Source organism: Microvirga sp. GCM10011540 (assembly GCF_042650665.1).
GTDB lineage: Bacteria > Pseudomonadota > Alphaproteobacteria > Rhizobiales > Beijerinckiaceae > Microvirga > Microvirga lenta.
Window position 1 is genome coordinate 105,696 of record NZ_JBHSBQ010000140.1, and the last position, 17,044, is coordinate 122,739.

Annotated in this window: 18 protein-coding genes and 1 tRNA gene; 17 read left to right on the top strand and 2 right to left on the bottom strand. The window is 66.1% G+C overall.

The genetic code is table 11. From position 1 onward, the window contains the following. The first annotated feature begins 79 nt into the window (after positions 1-79). The 9 genes from glyA (at position 80) to ACFOYU_RS22975 (ending at position 9,248) form a co-directional block, all read left to right on the top strand. Positions 80-1,384 (top strand): serine hydroxymethyltransferase, encoded by a 1,305-nt coding sequence (gene glyA, locus ACFOYU_RS22935; protein WP_377035354.1) that lies wholly within the window; start codon positions 80-82, stop codon positions 1,382-1,384. Positions 1,385-1,399: 15 nt separating this feature from the next. Further along, positions 1,400-1,906: a transcriptional regulator NrdR gene (nrdR, locus tag ACFOYU_RS22940; protein ID WP_226741892.1), complete on the top strand. Its 507-nt coding sequence runs from the start codon at positions 1,400-1,402 to the stop codon at positions 1,904-1,906. Beyond that, positions 1,906-3,045 (top strand): bifunctional diaminohydroxyphosphoribosylaminopyrimidine deaminase/5-amino-6-(5-phosphoribosylamino)uracil reductase RibD, encoded by a 1,140-nt coding sequence (ribD, locus tag ACFOYU_RS22945; protein ID WP_377035355.1) that lies wholly within the window; start codon positions 1,906-1,908, stop codon positions 3,043-3,045. The genes nrdR and ribD overlap by 1 nt, the downstream gene beginning before the upstream one ends. Beyond that, the gene (locus ACFOYU_RS22950) at positions 3,046-3,678 is read left to right on the top strand and encodes a riboflavin synthase (RefSeq protein WP_226741894.1); all 633 of its coding nucleotides are present in this window, start codon (positions 3,046-3,048) and stop codon (positions 3,676-3,678) included. A 125-nt stretch (positions 3,679-3,803) separates the two neighbouring features. Then, entirely contained in the window at positions 3,804-4,295 is a 492-nt protein-coding gene (gene ribH, locus ACFOYU_RS22955) for a 6,7-dimethyl-8-ribityllumazine synthase (protein ID WP_377035356.1), read from the top strand. 2 nt (positions 4,296-4,297) lie between these two features. Next, positions 4,298-4,780 (top strand): transcription antitermination factor NusB, encoded by a 483-nt coding sequence (gene nusB, locus ACFOYU_RS22960; protein ID WP_377035357.1) that lies wholly within the window; start codon positions 4,298-4,300, stop codon positions 4,778-4,780. 8 nt (positions 4,781-4,788) lie between these two features. Further along, positions 4,789-5,772, top strand: a complete 984-nt coding sequence (gene thiL / locus ACFOYU_RS22965; RefSeq protein WP_377035358.1) for a thiamine-phosphate kinase — start codon at positions 4,789-4,791, stop codon at positions 5,770-5,772. Then, positions 5,747-6,973: an MFS transporter gene (locus ACFOYU_RS22970; protein ID WP_377035359.1), complete on the top strand. Its 1,227-nt coding sequence runs from the start codon at positions 5,747-5,749 to the stop codon at positions 6,971-6,973. Before thiL ends, ACFOYU_RS22970 begins: the two co-directional genes overlap by 26 nt. A 151-nt stretch (positions 6,974-7,124) precedes the next feature. Beyond that, the gene (locus ACFOYU_RS22975; RefSeq protein WP_226741899.1) at positions 7,125-9,248 is read left to right on the top strand and encodes a sodium-translocating pyrophosphatase; all 2,124 of its coding nucleotides are present in this window, start codon (positions 7,125-7,127) and stop codon (positions 9,246-9,248) included. A gap of 134 nt (positions 9,249-9,382) precedes the next feature. Here the strand turns inward: ACFOYU_RS22975 and ACFOYU_RS22980 are convergent, their stop codons facing one another. Beyond that, complete coding sequence (locus ACFOYU_RS22980) at positions 9,383-9,838, bottom strand: outer membrane protein assembly factor BamE (protein WP_226741900.1); 456 nt, start codon at positions 9,836-9,838, stop codon at positions 9,383-9,385. Between the two features lie 103 nt (positions 9,839-9,941). On the opposite strand from ACFOYU_RS22980, the gene ACFOYU_RS22985 reads away from it, so the two are divergent. From ACFOYU_RS22985 to ACFOYU_RS23020, 8 genes are all read left to right on the top strand, one after another. Continuing rightward, positions 9,942-10,487 carry a ubiquinol-cytochrome C chaperone family protein gene (locus tag ACFOYU_RS22985; RefSeq protein ID WP_226741901.1) on the top strand — a complete coding sequence of 182 codons (546 nt, stop codon included), beginning with the start codon at positions 9,942-9,944 and terminating at the stop codon, positions 10,485-10,487. Beyond that, a complete protein-coding gene (locus ACFOYU_RS22990; RefSeq protein ID WP_226741902.1) occupies positions 10,484-10,999 on the top strand; it encodes a DUF177 domain-containing protein in 516 nt (171 codons plus the stop codon). The genes ACFOYU_RS22985 and ACFOYU_RS22990 overlap by 4 nt, the downstream gene beginning before the upstream one ends. A 177-nt stretch (positions 11,000-11,176) precedes the next feature. Next, positions 11,177-12,211 (top strand): phosphate acyltransferase PlsX, encoded by a 1,035-nt coding sequence (plsX, locus tag ACFOYU_RS22995; RefSeq protein WP_226741903.1) that lies wholly within the window; start codon positions 11,177-11,179, stop codon positions 12,209-12,211. After that, on the top strand, positions 12,186-13,202 hold the full coding sequence (locus tag ACFOYU_RS23000; RefSeq protein ID WP_377035360.1) for a beta-ketoacyl-ACP synthase III: 1,017 nt from the start codon (positions 12,186-12,188) through the stop codon (positions 13,200-13,202). The genes plsX and ACFOYU_RS23000 overlap by 26 nt, the downstream gene beginning before the upstream one ends. A 127-nt stretch (positions 13,203-13,329) precedes the next feature. Next, positions 13,330-13,641 carry an integration host factor subunit alpha gene (locus ACFOYU_RS23005; RefSeq protein ID WP_226741905.1) on the top strand — a complete coding sequence of 104 codons (312 nt, stop codon included), beginning with the start codon at positions 13,330-13,332 and terminating at the stop codon, positions 13,639-13,641. Positions 13,642-13,664: 23 nt separating this feature from the next. Continuing rightward, positions 13,665-14,177, top strand: coding sequence for a MerR family transcriptional regulator (locus ACFOYU_RS23010; RefSeq protein WP_377035361.1), 513 nt, complete (start codon positions 13,665-13,667; stop codon positions 14,175-14,177). A gap of 64 nt (positions 14,178-14,241) precedes the next feature. Further along, positions 14,242-14,319, top strand: a tRNA-Pro gene (locus ACFOYU_RS23015). A gap of 567 nt (positions 14,320-14,886) precedes the next feature. Then, entirely contained in the window at positions 14,887-15,894 is a 1,008-nt protein-coding gene (locus ACFOYU_RS23020; protein ID WP_377035366.1) for a mechanosensitive ion channel family protein, read from the top strand. Positions 15,895-15,911: 17 nt separating this feature from the next. Here ACFOYU_RS23020 and ACFOYU_RS23025 read toward each other — a convergent pair whose 3' ends face one another. Next, on the bottom strand, positions 15,912-16,613 hold the full coding sequence (locus ACFOYU_RS23025) for a Crp/Fnr family transcriptional regulator (protein ID WP_377035362.1): 702 nt from the start codon (positions 16,611-16,613) through the stop codon (positions 15,912-15,914). Positions 16,614-17,044: the final 431 nt, after the last annotated feature.

Consider the following 17,044-nt stretch of genomic DNA (forward strand, 5'->3'; position numbering starts at 1 on the left):
TCAGATCGAGTTGCCGTCTTCGTCCGGGCGCGACGCCAGGAACCGCCGGACCGGCCGCTCACAGGAGGCGAGGGTTACCATGAGCGCGAGTGAAGCGGCACGCAGCCATCTGTCCAACAGCTTTTTCTCGGCGAGCCTCGCCGACAGCGATCCCGAGATCGCCCGCGCCATCGAACTCGAACTCGGCCGGCAGCGCGACGAGATCGAGCTGATCGCCTCCGAGAACATCGTCTCCCGCGCCGTGCTCGAGGCGCAGGGCTCGGTGATGACCAACAAGTACGCCGAGGGCTATCCGGGCCGCCGCTACTATGGCGGCTGCCAGTTCGTGGACATCGCCGAGGAACTCGCCATCGACCGCGCCAAGCGCCTGTTCGACTGCAAGTTCGCCAATGTGCAGCCCAATTCCGGCTCCCAGGCCAACCAGGCCGTCTTCATGGCGCTCATGAAGCCCGGCGACACCTTCATGGGCCTCGATCTCGCCTGCGGCGGCCACCTGACCCACGGCTCCCCGGTCAACATGTCGGGCAAGTGGTTCAACGTGGTGAGCTACAAGGTGCGCGAGAGCGACCAGATCATCGACATGGACGAGGTCGCCCGTCTCGCCCGCGAGCACAAGCCGAAGGTGATCGTGGCCGGCGGCTCGGCCTATTCCCGCTTCTGGGACTTTGCCCGCTTCCGGGAGATCGCGGACGAGGTCGGCGCCTTCTTCATGGTCGACATCGCCCATTTCGCCGGTCTCGTGGCGGGCGGCGCCCATCCGTCGCCGTTCCCCCACGCCCACGTGGTCACCACCACCACCCACAAGACCCTGCGCGGCCCGCGCGGCGGCATGATCCTCACCAATGACGAGGACATCGCCAAGAAGGTGAATTCCGCCATCTTCCCGGGCCTCCAGGGCGGCCCGCTCATGCATGTGATCGCCGCCAAGGCGGTGGCCTTCGGCGAGGCCCTGCGGCCCGAATTCAAGCTCTATGCCCGTTCCGTGGTCGAGAACGCCAAGGTGCTGGCCGACACGATGCTCTCGGGCGGCTATGCCATCGTTGCGGGCGGCACCGACAACCACCTGATGCTGGTCGACCTGCGGCCGAAGAAGCTCACCGGCAAGGCGGCCGAGGCCGCCCTCGGCCGGGCTCACATCACCTGCAACAAGAACGGCGTTCCCTTCGATCCCGAGAAGCCGATGGTGACCTCGGGCGTGCGCCTGGGCACCCCGGCCGCCACCTCCCGCGGCTTCGGCGTCGCCGAGTTCCGCAAAGTGGGCGAGCTGATCGTCGAGACCCTCGACGGGCTGGCGAAGAGCGGCGACGAGGGCAATGCCGGGGTCGAGGATTCGGTCCGTCAGCGCGTGCACGAGCTGACCCGGCGCTTCCCGATCTACGCTTAAAGGCCGCTCCATCACATGCGTTGCCCCTATTGCGGGAGCCTGGACACTCAGGTGAAGGATTCCAGGCCGACCGACGATTCCTCGGCCATTCGCCGCCGCCGCATCTGCCCGGATTGCGGCGGCCGGTTCACGACCTTCGAGCGTGTCCAGCTGCGTGAGCTGTTCGTGGTCAAGCGGTCCGGCCGCCGGGTCCCGTTCGACCGGGACAAGCTGGAGCGGTCCGTGGAGGTCGCGCTGCGCAAGCGCCCGGTCGATCCGGAGCGCGTGGAGAGGATGCTCAACGGCATCGTTCGCCAGCTCGAGAGCATGGGGGACACCGATGTTCCGAGCGAAACCGTGGGCGAGCTGGTCATGGAGGGGCTGAAGGGCCTCGACGACGTGGCCTATGTGCGCTTCGCGTCCGTCTATAAGAACTTCCGCGAGGCCAAGGACTTCGAGGCGATTCTCGACAAGCTGGCGGAAGGGGAGACGGACGACGGCAATGCCTCTGCGCCCAGGCGCAACGCGGCGCAGTCCGAGTGATGGCGTCCGCTCCGCTCCATGAGACGTCGCCAGAGCCTTCCGCCCATGACGAGCGCCTCATGCGCCTTGCCATCGGGTTGGGCGAGCGCAATCTGGGGCTGACCTGGCCGAACCCTTCCGTGGGCTCCGTCGTGGTGGACGAGAGCGGCGACTGGCCGGTCATCGTCGCGCAGGGTGCGACCCAGAAAGGCGGCAGGCCGCATGCGGAAAGGGTGGCGCTTGCCGCCGCCGGCGACCGGGCCCGGGGAGCGACCCTCTACGTGTCCCTGGAGCCCTGCTCGCACCACGGCAGGACGGCACCCTGCGCCGACGCGGTGGTGGAGGCCGGAATCGCCAGAGTGGTCTCGGCCATCGAGGATCCGGATGTTCGGGTGGCGGGGCGTGGCCATGCCCGGCTCCGGGCCGCGGGAATTCCGGTCACGGTCGGCTGCCTCGCCGGGGCGGCCCGGCAGGCCCATCGCGGCCATATCGCCCGGGTGACGAAGGGACGGCCGATGGTGACCCTGAAGCTCGCCCGCACCACGGAAGGTTTCGCCGGCACCCGACAGGGGCCGCGTCTCATGATCACGGGCGAGACGGCCAATGCCCGCATGCATCTCATGCGCGCCCATGCGGATGCGATCATGGTGGGAGTGGGCACGATCCTCGCCGACGATCCGCTCCTGAACGTTCGCCTGCCGGGGCTGGAGGCGCGCTCGCCTGTGCGCATCGTCATCGACAGCCGCCTGCGAACGCCTTCCGGGTCGCGCATCGTCACCGGAGCTCGAGACATCCCGACCTGGATCGTCGCCACGGCGGCGGCGCCGGTCGAGGCCGAAAGGGAGCTGGCGGCGCACGGCGTGGAGGTGCTCCGGATCTCGCCCGACGCGAACGGGCACGTCGCGCTCGACGAGGCATTGCAGCTCCTCGGCTCCCGGGGGCTGACCCGGGTGTTCTGCGAGGGAGGACCGGGTCTGGCCGATGCGCTGGCGAAGGCCGATCTCGTGGACGAACTCGTTCTCGTCACCGGCCGATCCGCCCGGGGCGAGGGCGACGTGCCGGCCCTCGGGCTCGCGCTGCAGGACAGGATGGACGATCTGCGCCTCGTGGGAGACGAGCAGATCGGATCCGATCTCTTCATGTTTTGGGAGAAATCTTAGATGTTCACGGGCATCGTCACGGATGTGGGGCAGATCAGCGCCGTCTCGGAGGGGGAAACGCTCCGCCGCATCCGCATCGAATCCACCTACGACCCGGCGACGATCGCGCTGGGCGCCTCCATCGCCTGCGGCGGCCCCTGCCTGACCGTCGTAGCGGTCGAGCCGCGCGGGAACGGCTGCTGGTTCGAGGTCGATGCCGCCGCCGAGACCCTGGAGCGGACGACCGTCCGCGACTGGCAGGCCGGCACGCGGGTCAATCTGGAGCGGTCTCTGAAGATCGGGGACGAGCTCGGCGGCCATATCGTCACGGGGCATGTGGACGGCGTCGCCACCATCGTCGCCAAGGAGGCGATCACCGCAGGCGACGATCCCTGGGGACCGACCGCGCGCTTCGTCATCAAGGCGCCGCCCGCGCTGGCGCCTTTCATCGCCGAAAAGGGCTCCGTCTGCCTCGACGGCACTTCTCTGACCGTGAACTCGGTCAACGACGACATCTTCTCCGTCCTCATCATTCCGCACACCCTCGCCGTGACCACCTGGGGCGAGCGGCAGGTCGGCGACAGCCTCAACCTCGAAGTCGATCTCATGGCCCGCTACGCGGCACGGCTTGCGGACGCGCGCCGGGCGGGGTAGGGACCCACAACGTTCAACCCGTCCGAAGAACATCTCCAGAGCACCCTCTTTCTTCCAGAAGGCGCAGCCACGCGGCTGCGCATCGGGACGAGACAGGGTGCGTTTCAGGTCCGAAACGGTTTTCCATGGTCTCGCATTCCGCCAAGTCTCCCAACAACCGTCCGCCCGTTCCCGGAGCCCGCATCCTGGTGGTCGAGGCGCGCTTCTACGACGACATTGCCGACGAGCTGCTGCGGGGAGCCCGCGGGGTCGTCGAAGCGGCGCAGGCCACGATGGACGTGCTGACGGTCGACGGGGCGCTCGAAATCCCCGCCACCATCGCCATCGCGCTCGATGCCGCCGAGGAGGCAGGCCGGCCGTACGACGCGGTCGTGGCCCTGGGCTGCGTCATCCGCGGCGAGACCGGGCACTACGACATCGTCGCGGGCGAGAGCTCGCGGGCCCTGATGGACCTGTCGGTGGCGCGGCGGATCCCGCTCGCCAACGGCATCCTGACCGTGGAGAATGACGAGCAGGCCTGGACCCGTGCGCGGGTGAATGAATTGAATAAGGGCGGGGGAGCGGTGGACGCGGCGCTCGCCGTGCTTCGCATCAAACAACACGTCGAGGAGGCCTGACCATGACGAAGCCCGCAGAGCGCTCGGCTGCTCGTCTCGCCGCAGTTCAGGCCCTGTACCAGATGGATCTGTCCGGCAAGAGCGTCGTCGATGCCCTGGCCGAATTCGAGGCGTTCTGGATCGGCCGCGAGGTCGAAGGCATCGAGTTCCAGCCCTCCGACAACGACTTCTTCCGCAACATCCTCTCGGGCGTGGTCAATAACCAGCGCGACATCGACGTGAGGATCGACAAGGCGCTCGCCGCCGGCTGGCCCCTCAAGCGGATCGAGGCCGTCCTGCGCGCGATCCTGCGTGCCGGCTGCTACGAGCTGATGTTCCGTAAGGACGTGCCCGTGCGCGTGGTCATCACCGAATACGTGGACGTGACCCATGGCTTCTACAGCGAGGATGAACCGGGCCTCGTGAACGCGGTTCTCGACAGTCTTGCTCGCGAGGTTCGCGCCGGCGAGCTCGAGCGCAAGGCGGCGGGACAGACGAAGCGGTAGCGTCCGGCATGAGCGGACGCCCCGGCGAGGACAGCCTGATTGCCCGCTTCTTCGCGCCCCTGGCCGCGGAAGGCGGGCATGGGCTCAAGGACGATGCGGCCTCCATGTCCCCGACCCCGGGGCACGATCTCGTCCTCACGACCGACGCCGTCGTCGAGTCGGTTCACTTCCTGCCCGGAGACGCGCCCGGTTCCGTGGCGCGCAAGGCCCTGGGGGTCAACGTCTCCGATCTGGCCGCCAAGGGGGCGGACCCGAAGGGCTTTCTCCTCAGCTTGGCCCTGCCGGATGACTGGACCGAAGCCTGGCTCGAAGATTTCGCCGCCGGGCTCGGGGAGGCCGCCCGCGACTTCTCCTGCCCGCTCCTCGGCGGAGACACGGTGAAGGCGAGGGGAGCGCTCACCCTCTCCGTTACCGCAATCGGGGAATTGCCGGCCGGCACCATGGTCCGGCGCACCGCAGCCCAGGCGGGGGACGTGATCTGCGTGACCGGCACCGTCGGCGATGCGGCTCTGGGGCTCAAGCTGCGCTCCCAGCCGGGCTGGGCCGCGGGACTGTCGCCGGAGGAGAGAGAGTTCCTGGCGGATCGCTACCTGCACCCCCGGCCGCGCCATCTCCTGGCGCCTGCCGTGCGAAGATTCGCCCGGGCCTCGATGGACGTCTCGGACGGTCTGGCGGGGGATCTCGCCAAGATGATGCGCGTCAGCGGCGTCTCGGCCGTGGTGGAGGCGGAGCTGGTTCCCCTGTCGCCGGCCGTTCGCAGGGCGGTCGAGCAGGATCCGGATCTGCTCGACCGGGTGATGACGGGCGGAGACGACTATGAAATTCTCTGCACTGTGCCGGAAAAGAATCTCGACAGCTTCCGAAAAGAGGCAGATAGCGTCGGCATTGGGCTGTCCGTGATCGGCCGCGTCGTTTCCGGCGCCACCTTGCCGGTCTTCCGGGTCAGCGGTTCGGAAAGACGCTACGATGTCGGCTCATTCTCCCACTTCTAGCGAGGGCGCGCGGATCCAGGCGGGCGACGTGCTCGCCAGGCGCAACGCGCTCGTGCTCGCCTTCGCGCAGGCCCTCGCCGGAGCCAGCCCCGCCATCGTGGTGTCCCTCGGCGGCCTCGTGGGCCAGAACCTGGCCGAGAACAAGGAACTCGCCACGCTTCCCGTGAGCCTGATCAATCTCGGCCTGGCCCTCGGCACCATTCCGGCCGCCATGATGATGCGCCGCTACGGGCGGCGGAGCGCCTATGTCCTGGCCGGTCTGATCGGCGTGATCGCCGGCAGCATGGCGGCGGCCGGCATCGCGGTCGCCAGCTTCGGGCTCTTCTGCCTCGGCACCTTCATCGCCGGCTTCTGGGGCTCCTACACCCAGAGCTACCGCTTCGCCGCGACCGATACGGCGTCCGAGGCGTTCAAGCCGAAGGCGATCTCCTGGGTCATGGCCGGCGGGTTGGCTGCAGGCATCATCGGCCCGCAGACCGTCATCTGGACGCGGGACATGATCGTGACGGCGCCCTTCGCCGGGGCCTTCCTCGGGCAGGCGGTGCTGGCGCTCCTGTCGGTGGCGGTGGTTTCCTTCCTGCGCCCTGCGCCCGTCACCGATGCCCCCAAGACGGGGGGCAGGCCCCTGAGCGAGATCATGAGCCAGCCGCGTTTCATCGTGGCCGTGGTGGCGGGGCTCGTCTCCTACGGTCTCATGAGCTTCATCATGACCGCCGCTCCCCTCGCCATGATCGGGTGCGGGCATTCCGTAGGGGCAGCAGCCCTGGGCATTCAGTGGCACATCCTCGGCATGTTCGGCCCGAGCTTCTTCACCGGAAACCTGATCGGCAGGTTCGGCAAGGGCCGGGTCACGGCGGCCGGGCTCGTTCTGATCGGTCTTGCCGCCGTCATCGGCCTGTCGGGCATCACGGTCGCCCATTTCTGGGTGACGCTGATTCTCCTCGGGATCGGATGGAACTTCGGCTTTATCGGCGCGACCGCCCTGGTCACCGACTGCTACAGGCCCGAAGAACGCACGAAAGTTCAGGCGGCAAACGATTTTCTGGTTTTCGGCTCGGTGGCCGTCGCATCCTTTTCCTCGGGCAAATTGCTCAATGCGGGCGGCTGGGACAACGTGAATTGGCTTGTTTTTCCGCCAGTTCTCGTCGCTTTGGCCCTTCTCGCCTGGCAGCGGCAGGCAAAGGCGCCCGTTCCCGCCTGAAGTGTTCCCTGTGAGTCATTCAGAAGTCGCGTTGCAGGCTGCATAGATTTTTGGCAGCGTTTGCAGACTTCGCTGGGGGTAGAGGCCGGTCAAGGCCAAAAAACGGGCCTTGATGTGCGGCGTTCTGCTTTCCCATAACAAGGACGGCACAATGGCACTTACCCTGATTATCGTGGGCGGCCTTCTTTCGATTGCTTATGGCCTGTGGGCCATCAGCGACGTGATGAAGCGCGATGCGGGCTCGCAGCGCATGCAGGAAATCGCAGGTGCGATCTCCGAAGGCGCAAAGGCCTATCTCCGGCGGCAATACATGACCATCGCCATCGTGGGCGTGGTCCTGTTCGTCATCATCGCCTATCTGCTCGGGATCCGGGTGGCCATCGGTTTCGCCATCGGGGCGATCCTCTCGGGCGCCGCAGGCTTCATCGGCATGAACGTCTCGGTTCGCGCCAATGTCCGCACGGCCCAGGCGGCGACCCAGTCCCTCGGTGGCGGCCTCGACGTCGCCTTCAAGTCGGGGGCGGTCACGGGAATGCTCGTCGCGGGCCTCGCCCTCCTCGGGGTCGCCCTCTACTTCGGATATCTCACCCGCATCGACGGTCAGAGCTCGTCGAGCCGCGTGGTGATCGACAGCCTCGTGGCCCTGGGCTTCGGCGCCTCCCTCATCTCCATCTTCGCCCGTCTCGGCGGCGGCATCTTCACCAAGGGCGCCGACGTGGGCGGCGACCTCGTGGGCAAGGTCGAGGCCGGCATTCCGGAGGACGATCCGCGCAATCCGGCCACCATCGCCGACAACGTGGGCGACAATGTCGGCGACTGCGCCGGCATGGCCGCCGACCTGTTCGAGACCTATGCGGTGACCATCGTGGCCACCATGGTTCTCGCGGCGATCTTCTTCGCCGGGCAGCCCGTCCTCGACGACATGCTGCTCTATCCGCTGGCCATCGGCGCCGTCTGCATCGTGACCTCGATCATCGGCACCTTCTTCGTGAAGCTCGGGCAGAACGAGTCCATCATGGGCGCGCTCTACAAGGGGCTCATCGCAACCGGTCTGCTCTCGGCGGCGGCCATCGCCGCGGTGACTTACTTCGTCATCGGATTCGGTCCCATTGCCGGTGCCGAGTTCACGGGCCTTTCCCTGCTGTGGTGCGCCATCGCCGGTCTGGCCGTGACGGCGCTCATCGTGGTGATCACGGAGTACTATACGGGCGTCGGGTTCCGGCCCGTCCGCTCCATCGCCCAGGCCTCGGTGACGGGGCACGGCACGAACGTGATCCAGGGGCTGGCGGTCTCCCTGGAATCGACGGCGCTTCCGGCCCTCGTCATCATCGCGGGCATCATCGTGTCCTTCAAGCTGGCCGGTCTCTTCGGCATCGCCATCGCGGTGACGGCCATGCTGGCCCTGGCCGGCATGATCGTGGCCCTCGACGCCTTCGGGCCGGTGACGGACAACGCGGGCGGCATCGCGGAAATGGCCGGCCTGCCGAAGGACGTCCGCAAGTCCACGGATGCCCTGGACGCGGTCGGAAACACCACGAAAGCCGTGACCAAGGGCTATGCCATCGGTTCGGCGGGCCTCGGTGCCCTCGTGCTGTTCGCGGCCTACACGTCGGACCTCAACTACTTCACCCAGAACGCGGCTCAGTACCCGTACTTCCAGGGGGTGGTGCCGGACTTCTCCCTCGCCAACCCCTATGTGGTCGTCGGGCTCCTGTTCGGCGGTCTCATTCCGTTCCTGTTCGGCGGCATCGCCATGACGGCGGTGGGGCGTGCTGCGGGCGCGGTCGTCGTGGAGGTGCGCCGGCAGTTCAAGGAGAAGCCGGGGATCATGGCCGGCACCGACCGTCCCGATTACGGCAGGGCCGTCGACATGCTGACCAAGGCGGCCATCAAGGAGATGATCATCCCCTCGCTCCTCCCGGTGCTGGCGCCAATCGTGACCTACTTCGTGGTCTACTGGATCGCGGGCAAGTCGCAGGCGTTCTCGGCCGTGGGCGCGATGCTGCTCGGCGTCATCGTGACGGGCCTGTTCGTCGCCGTCTCCATGACCTCTGGCGGCGGCGCCTGGGACAATGCCAAGAAGTCCTTCGAGGACGGCTTCACCGACCACTCCGGCACGACCCACCACAAGGGCTCGGAAGCCCACAAGGCGTCGGTGACGGGCGATACCGTCGGCGACCCCTACAAGGACACGGCGGGTCCCGCCGTGAACCCGGCGATCAAGATCACCAACATCATCGCCCTGCTGCTGCTTGCGATCCTCGCGCATTCCTAGGATCGGCGGCAGGCCGGAAAACGAAACCCGCGGCTCTCGCCGCGGGTTTTTTCATGGGAGCCCGTTCCATGCGAGCCGGACATGAAAAAGGCCGGGCTCGGCCCGGCCTTTTGAAGCTGTGGCCGAAAGGGCGATTAGACGCCGAACGGGTTCAGGTTGTTCGTGCCGCGCAGGATTTGACCCAGGAAGCTCGTCTCCTGGCCGCCGGCCGGCGTGGTGCGGCTGATGAAGTCGAAGACCCGGCCGTCCTGCAGGCCGTAGAGAGCCGTGCGCTCGACCCGGAGATTGTTGTCGAAATAAACCGCGGTGACCCGCTGGTCCACCACCTGCTCGGGCAGGAACTGGAAGGTCCGGCGCGAAGTCTGGCTGATGTAGTACCAGGTCTTGTTGCCCACGGTGGACACGGTGGAGGGCGTGCCGAGGGTCTGAAGGACCTGCTCGCCGCTCATGCCCTTGTTCACCTGCGAGAGGGCGCGCTCGTCCACGAGGTAACCGCGGTGAAACTCCTCTCCACCCATGCAGCCCGCGAGGGATGTGGCGATGACGGTGGCCGTGGCCAGGCGTACCAAGACGGTTTGATATCGACGCATCGTATGGTTCTTCCAGGTATGCGGCGCTGACAAGCTTGCGCCCGAGGATGCGGATGGCGTAACCCGGTGCTGTGAATTTGACAAGGCAGGAAGGCCTAGCACCTTGATTTTCGGTCTGTTCCGCAAGGATCCCCGGCGCACCACCATCGCGCTCCTCTACAAGCGGATTGCCACGGCTTCCCGGGAGCCGGGCCTCTATGCGGCTCTGGGTGTTCCGGACAGCGTCGAAGGGCGCTTCGAATCCCTGTCTCTCCATATGGTTCTGGTTCTGCGGGCCCTGCGCAGGCTGCCGCAGCCGGCTGACGAGGTCGCCAGGGACCTGACCGATGCGTTCTTCCGGGACATGGACGCCTCCCTGCGGGAGATGGGGGTGGGCGACACGGCCGTTCCGAAGCGGATGAAGAAGATCGCATCCTCCTTCTACGGCCGGGCCCATGCCTATGACGGCCCGCTCGACGCCGCCGACGAAAGGGCTCTTGCCGAGGCCCTCGGACGGAACGCCTATGGGGCCGAGGCACCGGCCACCCCGCTCGCGCGTTATGCCCTGGCGGCGGATCGCGATCTCAAGGGGACGGACTTGGCCGCATTTTTGGAGCCCGGCCCGGTTTTTCCCAAGCCGGAAGATTTTGCAGAGGAGGCAAGCCGATGACCCCCGATACCGTGGGCCCGCTCTCGCGGCCCGTCGACGTCATGAACCTGCCCCCGCAGGGCAGCGAGGTCCATGTGGCGGCGACCGAGGAGGAATGCGCGGCGCTCGCCAAGGATTTCGGCCTCCCCGGCATCCGCTCCCTGTCCGGCGATTTCAAGCTGAAGAGTTCGGTCAAGGGCGTCCATGTCACCGGGACGGTGAAGGCCGACGTGACCCAGACCTGCGTCGTGACCCTGGAGCCCTTCGACTCGGTGATCGAGGAGGAGGTCGAGGTCGATTTCGCGGAACCCTCAGGAATGCCGCCGGAGCCGCCGACCGAAATGCACGAATACGAACCCCCGGACGAGATCGTCAACGGCCAAGTCGACCTGGGCGCGCTGACCGCCGAATTCCTGGCGCTGGGCCTCGATCCCTATCCCCGCAAGCCGGGCGTGGATTTCAATTACAGGGACCCGGCCGACACGGACGATTCTCCCTTCGCGGCCCTGGGGAAACTGAAGTCCAAGGAATAGGCGGCCTGGAAATCGGGTTCTCCCGAACCTACCTCGGAGGCATCCTGCCGGCGGTTTTCCGTCGCGCCGGACCCGGACCCGCGCGGCCGGATACCCGAGAGAATTCAGTTGCGGACACTTCGCAAACCGCTATTTTCCGCCCCCTGTCGAACAGCTTAACGAAAGAGCCGAGCTCTCATGTCAAAGCCAGTGCGTATTTCGCTCGATGCGATGGGCGGGGACCATGGTCCGTCGGTCGTCATCCCCGGCGCCGCATTGGCCCTGGAGCGGCACCCGGACATCCGCTTCCTGATGTTCGGGAACGAGGCGCTCGTCGCGCCGCTCCTGAACGCCTATCCCAGGCTGAAGGAAGTGACCGAGCTCAGGCACACGGACATCGCCATCGGCATGGACGAGAAGCCCAGCCAGGCCATTCGCATGGGCCGGGGCAAATCTTCCATGTGGCGCGCGGTCCAGGCGGTTCGGGACAAGGAGGCGGATGCCACCGTGTCCGCCGGCAATACCGGCGCCCTCATGGCGACGGCCAAGATCTGCCTCAAGACCATGGCGCATATCGAGCGGCCTGCCATCGCCTGCATGTGGCCGACCCTGAGGGGCGAGAGCATCGTGCTCGACGTGGGCGCGACCATCGGCGCGGATGCAGGACACCTCGTCGACATGGCGATCATGGGCGCCGCCATGGCCCGCATCGTGTTCGACCTGGAGCGTCCCACCGTGGGCCTGCTGAATGTCGGTACCGAGGAGATCAAGGGCCTCGAAACGGTCAAGGAGGCGGCCCGCCTCCTGAAGGAAGCGAATCTGCCGAATCTGGACTACCGGGGCTTCGTCGAGGGTGACGATCTCGGCAAGGGAACCGTCGATGTGGTCGTCACCGAAGGCTTCACGGGCAACATCGCCCTGAAGACGGCGGAGGGCACGGCCAAGCAGATTGGCGAATACCTTCGCTCGGCCATGAGCCGTACGCTCATGGCGAAGATCGGCTACCTGTTCGCGAAACAGGCCTTTAACGCTCTCAAGGACAAGATGGACCCGCGCAAGGTCAATGGCGGCGTGTTTCTGGGGCTCGAAGGCGTGGTGGTCAAAAGCCATGGCGGAACCGACGATCTGGGCTTCGCCAGCGCCATCGACGTGGCCTACGACATGGCGCATTTCGAACTCATGAAAACCATCCGGGGCATGCTGGAGCATGATCCGGTCGGGCAAACGGCCTGAGAAGGGCAATCGCTTGAAACGCACCCGTTCCATTGTCCGCGGCGTCGGCTCCTACCTGCCGAGGCGGATGCTTACCAATCGCGATCTCGAGAAGATGGTGGACACGTCGCACGAATGGATCGTGCAGCGCACCGGCATCGAGCAGCGCCATATCGCGGGGGACGACGAGACGACGTCCGTTCTCGGCATCAAGGCGGCCGAGGCCGCGCTGGCCGATGCCGGCCTGAAGCCCGACGACATCGACCTGATCATCTGCGCCACCTCGACGCCGGACTATACGTTCCCGTCCACAGCGACCATGATTCAGACCGGTCTCGGCATGACGCACGGCATGGCCTTCGATCTGCAGGCCGTGTGCACCGGCTTCGTCTATGCCGTCGCCACGGCGGACAAGTTCCTCACCTCGGGCTCGCACAGACGCGCCCTCGTGGTCGGCGCCGAGACCTTCTCGCGCATTCTCGACTGGAACGACCGCACGACCTGCGTCCTCTTCGGCGACGGGGCGGGCGCCATCGTGCTCGAGGCCCAGGAGGGCGAGGGCACCTCCGACGACCGGGGCGTGCTCACCTCGCAGCTGCGCTCGGACGGGCGCTATCGCGACAAGCTCTACGTGGATGGCGGCCCGGGCTCCACCAAGACCACGGGCGTGCTGAAGATGGAGGGCAAGGAGGTCTTCCGCTTCGCCGTCGGCTCCGTGGCGGATGTGGTCCAGGACGCCTTCAAAGCCACCGGCACCACGGCGGAGGAGCTGGACTGGTTCGTCCCCCATCAGGCCAACAAGCGCATCATCACCGCGAGTGCCGACAAGCTCGGGATCGCTCCCGAGAAGGTCGTGATCACCGTGGACAGGCACGGCAACACCTCGGCCGCATCGATTCCCCTGGCGCTCGACGCCGCCCGCAAGGACGGCCGCATCAAGCAGGGGGATCTCGTGATGATCGAGGCGATCGGCGGCGGCTTCACCTGGGGCAGCGCTCTGATTCGATGGTAGGGGGCAGCACCATTCGACCGGGAGGGGCGCTTATCGTCTCCAGAACGGTTGACCATAGGGAGCCATCTGCATAGCGTCATCGGAAGCGTTAACGGCAAAGATCCTATTCAGGCGCTGGGGAGCGTTCATGGCGGGCAAGACAGTCACACGAGCGGATTTGAGCGAGGCCGTCTACCAGAAGGTCGGCCTGTCGCGGACGGAATCGGCCGAGCTGGTCGAGAGGGTGCTGGCGGAAATCTGCGACTGCCTCGCCAACGGCGAGACCGTGAAGCTGTCGTCCTTCGGCTCCTTCATCGTCCGCAGCAAGGGCGAGCGCGTCGGTCGCAACCCGAAGACCGGCGTCGAAGTGCCGATCGATCCGCGCCGCGTGATGGTGTTCAAGCCGTCGAACGTTCTCAAGGCCCGCATCAACGGCGAAGACGCCGACGGCGAAGATTGATTCCATCGATGGCGAGCGGCGCCATGGACAAGAGCCCGGATGCATTCCGCACCATCAGCGAGGTGGCCGAGGACCTGGACCTGCCTCAGCACGTGCTGCGCTTTTGGGAGACCCGCTTTGCGCATATCAAGCCGCTGAAGCGGGGGGGCGGGCGGCGCTACTACCGACCCGACGACATCGACCTCCTGAAAGGCATCCGGCACCTCCTCTACGGCGAGGGCTACACGATCAAGGGCGTGCAGCGCATCCTGAAGGGGGAGGGCGTCCGCTTCGTGCAGGCCATCGGCCGGGGGGAGCAGAGCGTCGCGGCCCCACGGCCTGACGAGCCGATCATGGACGGTGAGGCGGAGGATGCCACCGAGGAGACCGTCGCCGACCGCCTGTCCGATGCCGGACCGCTTCTCGGCCTGTCCGGCCGCGTGCCGCTGCCGGACGCGTCCGTGCGCAGCCTCAAGGCTGCGCTTCATGAGCTTCTGGAATGCGACCGTGTCCTCAGTTCACTACGGACGCCCGCCGAATCCGCCGTCAGCGAATAGATCCCGACTTTCTTGCGTCAAGAGATTGCTTCCTGCCGCGTGTCGGCTTATATGGCGGCTCAGTCGGAGCGTAGCGCAGCCCGGTTAGCGCACTAGTCTGGGGGACTAGGGGTCGTGGGTTCAAATCCCGCCGCTCCGACCATTCAAAGCCTCTCCGAGGCCGAGTTTTCGATGAAGCCGCCGCGAGGCGGCTTCTCGCTTTCTGCGTCAGTCGTACGCGCCACGTCGCGGCCGAGCCTTGATGCCTCCGGGATGCGACCGGTTCCGGGCAGATGCCTCACCACGAACTCGCGATATGTTGAGCGGTAGCGTATCTTTCATTCCGCTCCGGGACGAACTTTAGCGGAGCACCGCCTTTAACTCCGGGAAAGCAGACGTCGCGCGGCTGCGTGGGCCGGCGGGCGCGCTTGTCTCGAACCAAGGAGGTGGTCGATATGCTGAAGTTTCTCGGTGGCACGATAGGTTTCATCTTTCTCATCGGGCTGGCCGTCGTCATCGGCCTGCTGATGCTGATTTTCTGACCGACCCCCTGGCTCCATTTCAGCCTCATCGTCCCCTGCGGGTATGCCCGGCATTCCGTCCCGGAGTGCCGGGCCCGTCCGCTTGCGCCGGATCCGGGCTAGGTGGGCCGGGACGCGAGGGCCTCCCGCACTGGGTGAGGGAACGTCTCCGCTGCTATCTCATTAGCGACGAGTGAATCCTGTTGAAGGTGGCGGCGTTGGAGACCGATGCAAACATCACCCTGGAGCGGATCGAAGCGTTCATCGAAGGCTTCTGGTGGATCCTGCCCAACCTTGGCATCGCTCTGGTCGTGTTCCTTCTCTTCCTGTTGGCGGCCTGGGGTGCGGCAAAGGCCGTCCTTCGCGTGTTCCTGCACAGGCAGCGGCCCGATCTTGCCGCCCTGCTCGCGGGTTTTACCCGCTGGGCCATCATCCTGCTGGGTCTTCTGGTGGTCGCGACGATCATCTTTCCTTCGGTGAAACCCGCGGACGTTCTGGCCACGCTCGGCGTCGGGTCGATCGCGATCGGCTTCGCGTTCAAGGACATTCTGCAGAACTGGCTGGCAGGTCTCCTCATTCTCCTGCGCCAGCCATTCCGCCAGGGCGACGAAATCGTCGTCGGCAAGCACGAAGGAACGGTAGAGCGCATCGAGGCGCGGGCGACGCTGATCAGAACCTACGACAGCCGACAGGTCATCATTCCCAACAGCGCGGTCTATACGGAGTCGGTCATCGTCAATACCGCCTTCGAAAAACGGCGGAGCGAGTACGACGTGGGCATAGGCTACGGCGACGACATCGGTAAAGCCTCCAAGGTCATCCTCGGCGCCTTGAAGGGACTGGACGGAATCCTGCCGGATCCGCCGCCCGAGGTGATCCCGTGGGAGCTCGCTGGATCGACGGTCAATCTCAGGATCCGGTGGTGGACCCATTCGAAGTGGGGCGAGGTGGTGCAGATCCGGGGACGCGTCATCGATGCGGTCAAGCAGGCTCTCGGCCAGGCCGGCATCGATCTGCCGTTCCCGACCAACGTCGTCCTCTTCCACGATCAGACGGAGGAAACGGATGGAGACCGCCGCCGCCAGCGGGAGGGCTGGCCTGTGGGCGATAGGCCTCCGAAGCCGCGCCACCTGAACGAGGTGGTGGTCGATGCCGAAGGGCCGCGCAATCCTCAGCCTGTGGGCAAGGAGATGCCGGTCGGCTCCCGCGATTCCTGAGGCGGAAGCGTCCCCGATCAGCGCTGGCCGATACTGTCGTAGCTCATGCGGATGATGCGGTAGCAATCGCAGGCGAGGCTCTCGAGCTTGTCTTGATCGGCAATCGTGATCGATCCGCGGCTCTGGCGGATCGTCGCGGCCTCCTCCAGCTCGCCCAGGCAGACGGTGATGCTCGCCCGCCTTACGCCGATCAGGCGCGACAGCACCGCGTGCGTCAGGGGAATTTCGGTCGCGCCCAGCCGGTATTCCGCCGAGAGAAGCCACCGTGCAACCCTCTGCTGCAGGGTGTGCCGCTTGGCGCAGGCTCCGGACTGGGAGGTCTGGACGAGCACGGCCTGAACATACTTGAGCAGGAGGCGCCGGATGGCCGGACGTTGATCCATCGCCGTCCTGAGATCCTCCGCCCGCATTCGCAGGGCTGTCCCGGCAACCTGCACGACCCGGCGGTGGGGTGAGGACTCGGCGCCAAGGAGCACCGACATGCCGGCGAGGCCTTCCTGGCCGATGAGCCAAACCTCCACGACCTCTTCCTCATCCGTATGGGCAAGGACCGAGATAAGGCCGTGTTCGACGAAATAGACGTGGGTGATCGGCAGGGCCCGCCAGTGCAGAACCTGTCCCTGCTTCAGATCGACCGGTTCGAGGAGGGGGAGGATCCACTGCAATTCCTCAGGCAGAAGAGCAGCAAGAAGGCGATTGGATACGGACGGCTGCAGCATAGCCTCAGTCGAATGGCGGCTGAGCGCCCCGGTTCCAATTGCATTTGCCATAGCAGCACGGTCCGTCACTGGTTGTGGAGTGCTTCATAGCTCGGCCCGCCGTTTCCCAGACTTCGATGCGTAGCGGGAAGCTCGATGATCTCCGTGCCCTCTATCCCTATGCGCGGCGGCGTCATGGCCAAGATTCACGCGTTCGCGCTCGTTGGCAGACTACCGCCGGCCAATCAGACACCCTGCTCCGCTGGAGCGTTCAGACAACGAGTTGTTGCATCGGAACGTTCCCTCCTCGGAGCGGGTCGGAGAAAACGCCGAGTGTCATGTGGCGTACCGACTTCTGTGATGGGCGGGGGCGGGGGGGCGGAACGTCGGAGGAGTCTGAACATTCATTCACCGAAGGTCGAGCCGGGACACTCGAGGCTCTCTCCGGGGGC